Here is an 11750-nt window from a genome sequence, read left to right on the forward strand (position 1 = left end):
GTCAGTAGCGGTACTGCTGCTCGCCGTTGTACCCCGGCTCGTAGCCGAAGACGTTCCCGTGCTCCGGCTCGCCCTCCGCGGGGTCGAACGGCGGGTACGGGGGCTGCTCGGGCGGCGGTTCGGAGCCATAGGGCGCGGCGTCGCCAGTGCGCTGGTGCGGCACCCAGACGCCGCCGGGCGGGGTGTCCTGGAAGCCCGCGCTGTAGGTGTCCCCGCCGTAGGGCGCGTAGGCGGCCTTGTCGGCGTACGCGTCGTAGCTCGGCTGGGCGCCGTACGTCTGCGGGCCGATGTACGGGTCGGAGTAGGCGGCGTACCGCTGCTCCCCGGTGTCGCCGTAGGCGAAGTTCAGGGGGTCCTGCTGGGCCGGTGCGCCCTGCTGGTCGTACGGGGCGTAGGTGTCGAAGGCGTAGCCGTCGGCGGGGGCGGGCGGGGCCTGCGGGGCGCCTCCGTAGACGCCGTACTGGCCGGTGTCGTCGGGCATCGGCTCGGGTGCGTACACGCCGGGCCCTGCGGTCTGCACCTCCATCATGGCCGTCGACTCCAGCGCGTCCGGCTCGGCGGACGCGCCCGGAGCGGCGGCGTCCGCCTCGTACTCCAGGTCGGAGACCTGGAGCGTGGGCTGCTGGGCGGCGGCGCCGGAACCCGCCTTGCGGCGCTTGCTAGCGCCGGGCTTCCCGCCGATCGCCCAGCCGCTGGCGAAGCCGCGGCGGAACGACAGCGTCACATAGGTCTGCCCGACGGCGAAGGCAACGGCGCCCGCCGCGATCACGAGGACGGACGACAGCAGCACGCCGACGACCACGCCGAGGAAGCCGCCGAACGCGAGGATCCGCCAGCGCAGCCGCGCCTTGTACTGCAGCAACACCTCGCCGAGCAGCCACAGCGCGACCGCGCCGAACGCGATGTAGAGGACCGTCAAGCCCATGTACGCCCCTCTCCCCTGCGGTCGCCGCGCGGGTACGACCGGTCAGGCCTGCTGGTGGTGCAGGCCCAGGTTCTCGTAGATCTCCAGTGTCGCCGTGGAGTTGTTCAGCGTGATGAAGTGCAGCCCCGGGACGCCCTCGGCGAGGAGCCGCGCGCAGAACTCCGTCGCGAACTCGATACCAATGGAGCGTACAGCGGCGGGATCGTCCTGCGCCGAGAGGATCCGCTCTTTGAGCGCGGGCGGGAAGTCCGCGTTGCTGAGCTGCGGAAGCCGCTCCAGCTGGCGCACGTTCGTGACCGGCATGATCTCGGGGATGATCGGCGTCTCGCAGCCCGCCGCGGCGACGCGGTCGCGCAGCCGCAGGTACTCCTCGGGGTGGAAGAACATCTGCGTGATCGCGTAGTCCGCGCCCGCGCGGCACTTGTCGACGAAGTGCCGGACGTCGGAGTCCCAGTCGGCCGAGCGCGGGTGCCTCGCGGGGAAGGCCGCGACGCCCACGCAGAAGTCGCCGGACTCCTTGATGAGCTGGACCAGTTCGGCGGCGTATGTCAGGCCTTCGGGGTGTTTGACCCATTCGCCCATCGGGTCGCCGGGCGGGTCACCGCGGAGCGCGAGCATGTTGCGGATCCCGGCGTCCGCGTACTGCCCGATGATGTTGCGCAGCTCGGCGACCGAGTGGTCGACGGCGGTGAGGTGGGCGACCGGGGTGAGCGTCGAGTCGGCGACGATCTGCTGGGTCTCCTTGACCGTGCCCGCGCGCGTGGAGCCACCGGCTCCGTACGTCACGGACACGAAGCTCGGCGCGACCGCCTCGACCCTGCGCAGCGAGTTCCACAGGTTCCGCTCACCCTTGGGGGTCTTCGGCGCAGAGAACTCGAAGGAGTACGTGGTCTTGCCGGTCGCGAGCATGTCGCGCACGGTGCGTGCGCGGTCCGTCCTGGTGGAAGCAGTGCCTAGGGCCATACCGGCAGGTTAGCCAGGCCACGCCGGTCGCCCAACCAAAGGCAGGTGATATGTCCATTTGGTCAGCTTGTTGTCCGCTCCTCGGACACCCACAAGCTATTGATCAGACGGGTGTACGTACATATTGATGCGATCGGCGTACCTCTCAGGCGCACGCCTCGGGCGCGTGCCGCCGTCGTATGCCAGTCGGCCGCGCACGACGGCCGCCACCGTCCTGTCAGACCGTACGGAGCCGCTTCAGCCGTACGGAGCCGCTTCAGGCCGTGCGGAGCCGCTTCGCGAAGTCCGCCGCGGCGGCGCCGGGGTCGTCCGCCTCCGTGATCGCACGGACGACGACCACCCGACGGGCGCCCGCTTCGAGAACTTCATCCAGATTGCCCGCGTCGATGCCGCCGATCGCGAACCAGGGGCGGTCCGTGCCGAGCCCGGCCGTGTAGCGCACGAGGTCCAGACCAGGAGCGTGCCGGCCCGGCTTCGTGGGCGTCGGCCAGCAGGGCCCTGTGCAGAAGTAGTCCACGCCCTCCTGGACGGCGGCCGCGGCGGCCTCGTCCTCGGCGTGCGTGGAGCGGCCGACGAGGACGTCCGCGCCGAGGATCGCGCGGGCCCCGGGCACCGGCAGGTCGCCCTGGCCCAGGTGCAGCACGTCGGAGCCGATGGCGTGCGCGACGTCCGCGCGGTCGTTGACCGCGAGGAGCTTGCCGTGGCGGCGGCAGGCGTCGGCGAAGACCTGGAGGTGCTCCAGCTCCTCCGCGGCCTCCATGCCCTTGTCGCGCAGCTGCACGATGTCGACGCCGCCCGCGAGGACGGCGTCCAGGAACTGCGGGAGGTCCCCCTGGCGCTTGCGCGCGTCCACGCACAGATAGAGCCGCGCGTCCGCGAGCCGGGCGCGTGCGGAGCCGCCCGCCGTGTCGGTGGCCATGGAGCGTTCCCCCCGGATGTCGGTGGCGTACGGGCCGGGCCGTTGCCCGCGCCCGTACGCCAGATGGTGGTCAGGTCAGACGGCGAGCGCCTGCGCGCGGCGCTTCACCTCCGTGCCGCGATTCTCGCTCAGTGCCTGCGCGGGGGTGCCGGGCAGGGTCGGGTCGGGGGTGAAGAGCCACTCGAGCGCCTCTTCGTCGGAGAAACCGTCGTCCCGCAGGAGCGTCAGCGTTCCGGACAGGCCCTTGACGACTTTGTCGCCGTCGATGAAGGCCGCCGGCACCTGAAGCGTCCTGTTCTCACCGCGTCGCACGGCGATCAGCTGGCCCTCCTTGACCAGCTGCCGCACGCGCGTCACCTCGATGTCGAGCATCTCTGCGATGTCGGGGAGGTGGAGCCAGGCGGGGACGAGAGCATCGGTCTTTGCGTCAATCTCGGTCACGGATCAAGCGTGCCACCTCCGGCCGGGTGCCGGTAGCGGGGGGCCGTGGCTTCGGCCCCGGGCCCGTGTGCTCTAGGACACCGCCGCGGTCCGCCGCGCACCGGGCCTAGGCGCGGATCGCCTTCTTCAGCGGAATCGCCGGGTCCGCGACCAGGGCCGGGTCCATCGGGGTGGCGGCGTCGATCAGCTTCCTGGACTGCGCCAGGTCACGGGGGCGGCCCACCGCGAGGACGGCCACGAGGGCGCCGTCGCGGAGCCAGCAGACCGTCCAGGACGGGGTCGCGGGGTCGCCGCGCCAGATCAGCTCGTCGGCGGCCGCGTGGTGGCCCGCGTACTGGACGAAGCGGCCGAACTGCTCGGACCAGAAGTACGGGACCGGGTCGTACGCCTCCGGTGCCTCGCCGACGAGGGCGGCGGCCACCGTGCGCGGACCCTGCACGGCGTTGTCCCAGTGGTGGACGAGGAGCCGCTCGCCGTACCGGCCCGAAGGGAAGGACGCGCAGTCGCCGACCGCGTACACGTCGGGCGCGGAGGTGCGGAGGCGGTCGTCGGCCACGACCTCGTGGTGGACACCGAGCTCGATGCCGGAGCCGGCGAGCCAGGCCGTCGCGGGCCGCGCGCCGATGCCGACGACGACGGCGCCCGCGGGCAGCCGGCTGCCGTCGTCGAGGAGGACCGCGCCCGGCTCGACGCGCGCCACGCGCGTGTGGGTGCGCAGTTCGGCGCCCGCCTCGGCGTACCAGGCCGCCATCGGGGCCGCGACCTCGGCGGGCAGCGCGCCCGCCAGCGGACGCCCGGAGGCCTCCACGACCGTCACCGCGCAGCCCGCGTCCCGCGCGGCCGTGGCGAACTCCGCGCCGATCCAGCCCGCCCCGACGACCACGACGTCGTGCTGCTCGGCGAGCACGGGCCGCAGCCGCTCGGCGTCGTCGAGCGTGCGCAGCAGATGGACTCCGGGAACGCCGTCGGAGCCGGGCAGGCGCATCGGTTCGGCACCGGTGGCGAGCACCAGGCTGTCGTATCCGACCGGGCCCGCCGCCGTGTCCAGCTCGTGGTCCGCGGGGCGGACGCCTGTGACCTCGACGCCGAGGCGCAGCTCGATGCCGAGGGCCTCGAAGTCGATGTCGAAGGCGGAGCCCTCGGCCTTGCCGAGCAGCACCGCCTTGGACAGCGGCGGCCTGTCGTACGGCTGGTGGGGCTCCGCGCCGATCAAGGTGACCGAGCCGGTGAACCCCTGCTCGCGCAGCGCCACGGCCGTCTGCACCCCGGCCATGCCCGCGCCCACGACGACGACCCGCTGTCCCGCCCGCTTCCGCTCTTCGCTCACCCGATCAACTGTAGGACGGGCCCCGGCGCGTGCACACGACGGGCTTACCGGCCCGGCGGGCGACGGGCTAGGGTGGCCGGTGCAGAGCACTCGCGGGAGCCCGGACGACCGGGCTGAGAGGGAGGCTGGGACGGCCTCCGACCGTACGAACCTGATCCGGGTCATGCCGGCGAAGGGAGGGGCTGGACGCCCATGCGTTCCCGTACGAATCCACCGAACGCGTCCGTTTCCCGTACGTCACCTTCTCGTACGTCATCTTCTTGTTCGTCACCGCCGACGTCACCATCACAGTCGCCGCCGACGTCACCATCACAGTCGACGTCGCCGTCGACGTCGCCTTCTCGTACGTCACCACCGCCGTCGCCACCGACCGGCCGCACGGCGGACGTCGTGGTCGTCGGCGGTGGCGTCATCGGTCTCGTCACGGCCTGGCGGGCCGCGCGGCGCGGCCTGTCCGTCACGGTCGTCGACCCCGAGCCCGGCGGCGGCGCCGCGCAGGTCGCGGCGGGCATGCTGGCCGCCGTCACCGAGCTGCACCACGGCGAACAGACGCTGCTCGGCCTGAACCTGGCCTCCGCCCGGCGCTATCCGGACTTCGCCGCCGAGCTGACGGAGGCGTCCGGCGAGGACATCGGCTACCGCGCGTGCGGCACGCTGGCCGTCGCGCTCGACGCCGACGACCGTGCCCACCTGCGCGAACTGCACCTCCTCCAGCAGCAGTCGGGCCTGCGGTCGGAGTGGCTGAGCGGCCGCGAGTGCCGCCGCCTCGAACCGATGCTCGCCCCCGGGGTGCGCGGCGGCCTCCGCGTCGACGGCGACCACCAGGTCGACCCGCGCAGGCTCACCGCGGCCCTCCTCGTGGCGTGCGAGCGGGCCGGAGTGGCCTTCACGCGCGCGTGGGCACGGGAACTCGTCGTCGTACGGGACCGCGCCACCGGTGTCGTCCTCGCCGACGGCACCACGCTCGCCGCCGGGCAGACCGTCCTCGCCGCGGGCAGCCTCAGCGGGCGCCTCACCGGTGTCCCGGACCACGTGCTGCCGCCGGTGCGGCCGGTGAAGGGCCAGGTCCTGCGGCTCACCGTGCCGAAGCGGTACGCGCCGTTCCTGAGCCGCACCGTGCGCGCCGTCGTCCGCGGCAGCCACGTCTACCTGGTGCCGCGGCTGAGCGGCGAGCTCGTCGTGGGCGCGACGAGCGAGGAGCTCGGCTGGGACACCACGGTCACCGCGGGCGGCGTGTACGAGCTGCTGCGCGACGCCCACGAGCTGGTCCCGGGCATCACGGAGCTGCCGCTCGTCGAGACCCGGGCCGGGCTGCGGCCGGGTTCGCCCGACAACGCGCCGCTGCTCGGGCCCACCGCCCTGCCCGGCCTGCACCTGGCCACCGGCCACTACCGCAACGGCGTGCTCCTGGCCCCCGTCACGGGCGACGTCATGGCGCACGTCCTGACCACCGGCGAACTGCCGCAGGAGGCCCGGCCGTTCACGCCGCGGCGCTTCGCCGCGGCCGTTCACGCCACCTCCCAGCACCTCTCGGAGCTGCCCGTATGACCACGCCCTCCGCCGTCTCCGCCATCTCGGTCAACGGCGCGGCGCACGCCGTCGCCGCGGGCACCACGCTCGACGCCGTCGTCGCCGAGCTGACCGCCGCGCCGTCCGGCGTCGCCGCGGCCCTCAACGAAACCGTCGTCCCGCGCGCGCAGTGGGCCACCACCGCGCTCCGGGACGGCGACCGCGTCGAAGTCCTCACCGCCGTCCAAGGAGGCTGACGACATGGCGGACGACCCCCTCGTCATCGGCGGCCTCACGCTGTCCTCCCGGCTGATCATGGGCACGGGCGGAGCGCCGAGCCTCGACGTCCTCGAACGGTCCCTGGTGGCCTCGGGGACGGAGCTGACCACCGTCGCGATGCGACGCGTCGACCCGGGTACGCACGGCTCCGTCCTGTCCGTCCTGGAGCGCCTCGGCATCCGCGTCCTGCCCAACACGGCGGGCTGCTTCACCGCGGGCGAGGCCGTGCTCACCGCGCGCCTCGCGCGCGAGGCGCTCGGCACGGACCTGGTGAAGCTGGAGGTGATCGCCGACGAGCGCACGCTCCTGCCCGACCCGGTGGAGCTGCTCGACGCCGCGGAGACACTCGTCGACGACGGCTTCACCGTCCTTCCGTACACGAACGACGACCCCGTCCTCGCCCGGAAGCTGGAGGACGTCGGCTGCGCGGCCGTGATGCCGCTCGGCTCCCCCATCGGCTCCGGGCTCGGCATCCGCAACCCGCACAACTTCCAGCTCATCGTGGAGCACGCGCGCGTGCCGGTGATCCTGGACGCGGGCGCGGGGACGGCGTCCGACGTGGCGCTCGCGATGGAGCTGGGGTGTGCCGGGGTGATGCTGGCCTCCGCGGTCACGCGGGCGCGGGAGCCGGTCCTCATGGCGGAGGCCATGAGCCACGCGGTCGTCGCCGGGCGCCTCGCCCGGCGGGCCGGGCGGATCCCCCGGCGGCACTTCGCCGAGGCGTCGTCCCCCGCGGACGGCCTCGCGGCCCTGGACCCGGAGCGGCCCGCCTTCTGAGCCGTGGGCTCGGTCACAGGTCCGCTGCAGTCTGCCCCGGGCGGGGCCCGGGGCGGTCCGGGCGTCAGTGGCGGCTCGTAGACTCCCCTGCGTGGACACGACCCTTAAGGACCCCCTCGTCGGGCAGGTGCTCGACGGGCGGTATCGCGTGGACGGGCGGATCGCGGTCGGCGGGATGGCCACGGTCTACCGGGCCGTGGACACCCGCCTGGACCGCGTGCTCGCGCTCAAGGTGATGCACCCGACGCTGGCCGCCGACGCGTCGTTCGTCGAGCGCTTCATCCGGGAGGCCAAGTCGGTCGCCCGCCTCGCCCACCCGAACGTGGTCGGGGTCTTCGACCAGGGCACCGACGGCCCGTACGTGTACCTGGCGATGGAGTACATCGCGGGCTGCACCCTGCGCGACGTGCTCCGCGAGCGCGGCGCCCTGCGGCCGCGGGCCGCCCTCGACATCCTGGAGCCGGTCCTCGCCGCCCTCGGCGCCGCGCACCGCGCCGGGTTCGTGCACCGCGACATGAAGCCGGAGAACGTCCTCATAGGGGACGACGGCCGCGTGAAGGTCGCCGACTTCGGCCTGGTCCGCGCGGTGGACTCGGTGACGAACACCACGGGCACCGTCCTCGGCACGGTGTCGTACCTGGCCCCCGAGCAGATCGAGCACGGCACCGCGGACACCCGCGTGGACGTGTACGCGTCCGGGGTCGTCCTGTACGAGATGCTGACCGGCGCCAAGCCGCACTCCGGCGACTCCGCCGCACAGGTCCTGTTCCAGCACCTGAACGAGGACGTGCCCCCGCCGTCCGCGGCCGTGCCGGGCCTCGCCTACGAACTGGACGAGCTGGTCGCGACGGCCACCGCCCGCAACCCCGACCTCCGCCCGTACGACGCGGTGGCCCTGCTCGCGCAGCTGCGCGAGGCCCGCTTCGCGCTCACCGACGAGCAGTTGGACACGGTGCCGCCGCTGGCCCGCTCCGCGGAGCACGACGCCTCCGAGGACCGTACGAGCGTCATCCCGCGCGCGGTGGGCGCGGTGCAGCTGCCGCTGCCCGCCACCCGGGACGTCGGGAACCCGGGCCAGGTCGGGCAGAACGGGCAGGACGGGCTGAACCGGACCAGCGTCCTGCGCACCCCGCCGCCCCCGCCGCGCCCCGCCGGGGCACCGGCCGCCCGCCCCGCCTCCGTCAAGGAGCGCATCCGGCAGCGGCTGCTCGCCCGGCGCGGGATAACCGTGGCGATAGCGGCCGTCCTGCTCGTCCTGGGCGTCGGCGCGGGCGTCTGGTACATCAACTCCGGCCAGTTCACGACGGTCCCCGCGGTGCTCGCCAAGACCGAGAAGGAGGCCCGCGCGCGGCTCGACGACGTCGGGCTCGACGTGCGCAAGGTCCAGGGCAAGTACAGCGACACCGACAAGCGCGGCACGGTCATCGCCACCGACCCCGACGTGGGCGACCGCATCCGGCAGAACGGCAAGGTGACCCTGACCGTCTCACTGGGCCCGCAGACCGTGAAGGTCCCCGACCTGGAGGGCACGCCGCTCTCCGAGGCGAAGGACAAGCTGGACGACGCCGGGCTCGGCGCCGGAATGGTCACCAAGACCTTCAGCGAGGACGTGGCCAGGGGCTCCGTGATCAGCGCCGACCCGAAGCCCGGCACGGTCCGCAGGACGGGCACCGCCGTCGCCCTCCTGGTGAGCAAGGGCAGCCCCATCGACGTGCCGGACGTCACCGGCGACTCGGAGAGCGACGCGCGCGAGGAGCTCGAAGAGGCGGGCCTCAAGGTGAAGATCGAGCCGAAGCGGGTCTTCTCCGACGAGGACAAGGGAACCGTGGCCGAGCAGTCCCCCGAGGAGGGCAAGCGGCTCGCCGGGGGCGACACGGTGACGCTGACGCTGTCCAAGGGCCCGGAGATGATCGAGGTCCCCGACGTCGAGGGGATGAAGGTCGACGAGGCCGAGGACACGCTGAAGGCCGCGGGGTTCGACGTCGAGAAGGACCGGGGCCTGCTCGGGCTCTTCGGCGACACGGTCAAGGACCAGTCGGTGGACCCGGGCGACACCGCCCCCAAGGGGTCGACCGTCACGATCACGATTCGCTGAGCGGGTGGCCCTCGCGGGGGCGCCCCCGCGAGGGACCAGTCCCCGCGGCATGCCACCCTGGATCCAATGAGCAGCAAGAAGTCCCTCATCGGCAGCCACGTCCCCGTCGCCGGCGGCCTCGCCCGCATCGGCCTCGCCTACGCCCGCGACCTCGCGGCGGAGACCGTCCAGGTCTTCGTCGCCAACCCGCGCGGCTGGGCGACGCCCCCCGGCAACCCCGAGCAGGACGAGGCGTTCCGCGCGGCCTGCGCCGCCGAGGGGATCCCGGCGTACGTCCACGCCCCGTACCTCATCAACTTCGGCTCGCACACCGAGGCCACGGTCGAGAAGTCCGTGGAGTCGCTGCGGCACTCGCTGCGCCGCGGGCGCGAGATCGGCGCGCTCGGCGTGGTCGTGCACACCGGCTCGGCCACCGGCGGCCGCCACCGCGACGTGGCGCTGCGCCAGGTGCGCGAGCACATGCTGCCGCTGCTCGACGAGCTGACGCACGACGACGACCCGTTCCTGCTCCTGGAGTCGACCGCGGGCCAGGGCGCGTCGCTGTGCTCCCGCACCTGGGACTTCGGCCCGTACTTCGAGGCCCTGGACGCCCATCCGAAGCTCGGCGTCTGCCTGGACACCTGCCACATCTTCGCGGCCGGGCACGACCTGGCCGGCCCCGGTGGCGTGAAGCAGACGCTCGACCTGCTCGTCGACACCGTCGGCGAGGGCCGTCTGAAGCTGGTGCACGCCAACGACTCCAAGGACGTCGTCGGCGCGCACAAGGACCGGCACGAGAACATCGGCACCGGCCACATCGGCGCCGAGGCGTTCCGCGAGCTGATGGCCCACCCGGCCACGGACGGCGTCCCGCTGGTCATCGAGACGCCCGGCGGCAAGGAGGGGCACGCGGCGGACGTGGCCCGCCTCAAGGAGCTCCGCGACTCCTGACCCCGGACCTCGGACCCCGGACCCCGCCGGGATCAGAGCTCGGGGCCGTCCCCGGGCTCTTCCTGGTACGAGTAGCGCTGCTCGCGCCAGGGGTCGCCGATGTTGTGGTAGCCGCGCTCCTCCCAGAAGCCGCGGCGGTCAGCGGTCATGTACTCGATGCCGCGGACCCACTTGGGGCCCTTCCAGGCGTACAGGTGCGGCACCACGAGCCGGAGCGGGAAACCGTGCTCGGCGGTGAGCAGCTCGCCGCCCTTGTGCGTGGCGAAAATCGTGCGGTCGCTGAGGAAGTCCGCCAGGCGCAGGTTCGAGCTGAAGCCGTACTCGGCCCAGACCATCACATGGGTCGCGTTCGGCGCGGGCGGCGCGAGGGCGGTCAGATCGCGGGCGAGCACACCGCCCCACTCGGCGCCGAGCATGCTGAACTTCGTGACGCAGTGCAGGTCCGCGACCACCGTCGCGTACGGAAGGGCCGAGAACTCCTCGTGCGTCCAGGCGTGCTTCTCACCGTCGGCGGTGGCGCCGAAGACCCTGAAGTCCCAGCGCTCCGGGCGGAACTTGGGAACCGGGCCGTAGTGCGTGACCGGCCAGCCGCGCTGCAGTCGCTGCCCCGGCGGAAGGTCCGGCTCCACTACGTCTCGAGATGTGCGACCCACCGGCTGACCCATGGCTCCATCCTGACAGACCGGAAGCAGTGGACGTGACCAGGTATACGCGGATTCGGGCAACTCCTACTAAGCGTGCACTTACTGGACGTCTCTCGGACGCCAGTGCAAGGATGCGCGCTACCTGCCAGTCCCCCCGCTTGGAAGGAGCCTCTGCGATGCAGGGCGACCCCGAGGTCATCGAATTCCTCAACGAGCAGCTGACCGCCGAGCTCACCGCGATCAACCAGTACTTCCTGCACGCCAAGATGCAGGAGAACAACGGCTGGACGAAGCTCGCCAAGTTCACCCGGTCCGAGTCGATCGACGAGATGAAGCACGCCGAGGTGCTCACCGACCGGATCCTGTTCCTCGACGGCCTGCCCAACTACCAGCGGCTGTTCCACGTACGCATCGGCCAGTCCGTCACCGAGATGTTCCAGGCGGACCGCCAGATCGAGGTGGAGGCGATCGACCGCCTCAAGCGCGGGATCGAGGTGATGCGCGCCAAGGGCGACATCACGTCCGCGAACATCTTCGAGTCGATCCTCGAGGACGAGGAGCACCACATCGACTATCTCGACACCCAGCTGGAGCTGGTCGAGAAGCTCGGCGAGGCGCTGTACATCGCGCAGCTCATCGAGCAGCCGGAGAGCTAGGCGGCCTCGTCCAGGTCGAAGAGCACCGGCTCTCCCTGGTCCACGAGCTCACGGCGCGGGCACGCGCCCCGGCCGAGCAGCGCCTGGATGCGTCGTACGCACGAACCACAGTCCGTGCCCGCCTTGCAGGCCGACGCTATCTGGCGGGGGGTACAGGCGCCGTCCGCCGCGTGCTTCTTCACCTGCGCCTCGGTGACCCCGAAGCAGTTGCAGACGTACACGCGGTTCACCTCCCGGTCAGGACTCATCGGTAACGCCGTCCCGATTGATCGGTGAGGCTAACCT

General features: G+C 72.5%; 13 protein-coding genes and 1 riboswitch. Of the genes, 6 read left to right on the forward strand and 7 right to left on the reverse strand.

Going from position 1 to position 11750, the window contains the following annotated elements; translation table 11 throughout:
* Window position 1 precedes the first annotated feature (1 nt).
* The 5 genes from IG74_RS0121125 to IG74_RS0121145 all read right to left on the reverse strand — a co-directional run bounded on the left by IG74_RS0121125 (window position 2) and on the right by IG74_RS0121145 (window position 4575).
* Entirely contained in the window at window positions 2–925 is a 924-nt protein-coding gene (locus IG74_RS0121125) for a hypothetical protein (protein WP_030679412.1), read from the reverse strand.
* Window positions 926–967: 42 nt separating this feature from the next.
* The gene (metF, locus tag IG74_RS0121130; RefSeq protein ID WP_051855101.1) at window positions 968–1888 is read right to left on the reverse strand and encodes a methylenetetrahydrofolate reductase [NAD(P)H]; all 921 of its coding nucleotides are present in this window, start codon (window positions 1886–1888) and stop codon (window positions 968–970) included.
* A gap of 256 nt (window positions 1889–2144) precedes the next feature.
* The gene (gene thiE / locus IG74_RS0121135) at window positions 2145–2807 is read right to left on the reverse strand and encodes a thiamine phosphate synthase (RefSeq protein WP_030679419.1); all 663 of its coding nucleotides are present in this window, start codon (window positions 2805–2807) and stop codon (window positions 2145–2147) included.
* A gap of 75 nt (window positions 2808–2882) precedes the next feature.
* On the reverse strand, window positions 2883–3248 hold the full coding sequence (locus IG74_RS0121140; protein ID WP_030679421.1) for an Rv2175c family DNA-binding protein: 366 nt from the start codon (window positions 3246–3248) through the stop codon (window positions 2883–2885).
* A gap of 106 nt (window positions 3249–3354) precedes the next feature.
* Window positions 3355–4575 (reverse strand): NAD(P)/FAD-dependent oxidoreductase, encoded by a 1221-nt coding sequence (locus IG74_RS0121145; protein ID WP_030679424.1) that lies wholly within the window; start codon window positions 4573–4575, stop codon window positions 3355–3357.
* Between the two features lie 82 nt (window positions 4576–4657).
* Window positions 4658–4770, forward strand: a riboswitch (TPP riboswitch).
* A 195-nt stretch (window positions 4771–4965) separates the two neighbouring features.
* Between IG74_RS0121145 and thiO the strand changes: the two genes are divergently transcribed.
* From thiO to IG74_RS0121170, 5 genes are all read left to right on the forward strand, one after another.
* The gene (gene thiO, locus IG74_RS0121150; protein ID WP_030679426.1) at window positions 4966–6123 is read left to right on the forward strand and encodes a glycine oxidase ThiO; all 1158 of its coding nucleotides are present in this window, start codon (window positions 4966–4968) and stop codon (window positions 6121–6123) included.
* Window positions 6120–6341 carry a sulfur carrier protein ThiS gene (gene thiS / locus IG74_RS0121155; protein WP_030679428.1) on the forward strand — a complete coding sequence of 74 codons (222 nt, stop codon included), beginning with the start codon at window positions 6120–6122 and terminating at the stop codon, window positions 6339–6341. The genes thiO and thiS overlap by 4 nt, the downstream gene beginning before the upstream one ends.
* A gap of 4 nt (window positions 6342–6345) precedes the next feature.
* Complete coding sequence (locus IG74_RS0121160) at window positions 6346–7140, forward strand: thiazole synthase (protein ID WP_030679429.1); 795 nt, start codon at window positions 6346–6348, stop codon at window positions 7138–7140.
* 91 nt (window positions 7141–7231) lie between these two features.
* Window positions 7232–9235 carry a Stk1 family PASTA domain-containing Ser/Thr kinase gene (pknB, locus tag IG74_RS0121165; RefSeq protein WP_030679430.1) on the forward strand — a complete coding sequence of 668 codons (2004 nt, stop codon included), beginning with the start codon at window positions 7232–7234 and terminating at the stop codon, window positions 9233–9235.
* Window positions 9236–9301: 66 nt separating this feature from the next.
* Window positions 9302–10165 carry a deoxyribonuclease IV gene (locus tag IG74_RS0121170; protein ID WP_030679431.1) on the forward strand — a complete coding sequence of 288 codons (864 nt, stop codon included), beginning with the start codon at window positions 9302–9304 and terminating at the stop codon, window positions 10163–10165.
* Between the two features lie 32 nt (window positions 10166–10197).
* Here IG74_RS0121170 and IG74_RS0121175 read toward each other — a convergent pair whose 3' ends face one another.
* Complete coding sequence (locus IG74_RS0121175) at window positions 10198–10830, reverse strand: sulfite oxidase-like oxidoreductase (RefSeq protein WP_030679432.1); 633 nt, start codon at window positions 10828–10830, stop codon at window positions 10198–10200.
* 155 nt (window positions 10831–10985) lie between these two features.
* Between IG74_RS0121175 and bfr the strand changes: the two genes are divergently transcribed.
* Window positions 10986–11465, forward strand: a complete 480-nt coding sequence (gene bfr / locus IG74_RS0121180; protein WP_030679434.1) for a bacterioferritin — start codon at window positions 10986–10988, stop codon at window positions 11463–11465.
* Here the strand turns inward: bfr and IG74_RS0121185 are convergent.
* The gene (locus tag IG74_RS0121185; protein WP_030679435.1) at window positions 11462–11713 is read right to left on the reverse strand and encodes a (2Fe-2S)-binding protein; all 252 of its coding nucleotides are present in this window, start codon (window positions 11711–11713) and stop codon (window positions 11462–11464) included. The two genes, bfr and IG74_RS0121185, sit on opposite strands and share 4 nt — an antisense overlap.
* Between the last annotated feature and the right edge of the window lie 37 nt (window positions 11714–11750).

The organism is Streptomyces sp. NRRL B-1347 (assembly GCF_000720325.1).
GTDB lineage: Bacteria > Actinomycetota > Actinomycetes > Streptomycetales > Streptomycetaceae > Streptomyces.

Coding starts and splice junctions, on each gene's coding strand:
- IG74_RS0121125 (WP_030679412.1), bottom strand. CDS start 925: ATGGGCTTGACGGTCCTCTACATCGCGTTCGGCGCGGTCGCGCTGTGG.
- metF (WP_051855101.1), bottom strand. CDS start 1,888: ATGGCCCTAGGCACTGCTTCCACCAGGACGGACCGCGCACGCACCGTG.
- thiE (WP_030679419.1), bottom strand. CDS start 2,807: ATGGCCACCGACACGGCGGGCGGCTCCGCACGCGCCCGGCTCGCGGAC.
- thiS (WP_030679428.1), top strand. CDS start 6,120: ATGACCACGCCCTCCGCCGTCTCCGCCATCTCGGTCAACGGCGCGGCG.
- IG74_RS0121160 (WP_030679429.1), top strand. CDS start 6,346: ATGGCGGACGACCCCCTCGTCATCGGCGGCCTCACGCTGTCCTCCCGG.
- IG74_RS0121170 (WP_030679431.1), top strand. CDS start 9,302: ATGAGCAGCAAGAAGTCCCTCATCGGCAGCCACGTCCCCGTCGCCGGC.
- IG74_RS0121175 (WP_030679432.1), bottom strand. CDS start 10,830: ATGGGTCAGCCGGTGGGTCGCACATCTCGAGACGTAGTGGAGCCGGAC.
- bfr (WP_030679434.1), top strand. CDS start 10,986: ATGCAGGGCGACCCCGAGGTCATCGAATTCCTCAACGAGCAGCTGACC.
- IG74_RS0121185 (WP_030679435.1), bottom strand. CDS start 11,713: ATGAGTCCTGACCGGGAGGTGAACCGCGTGTACGTCTGCAACTGCTTC.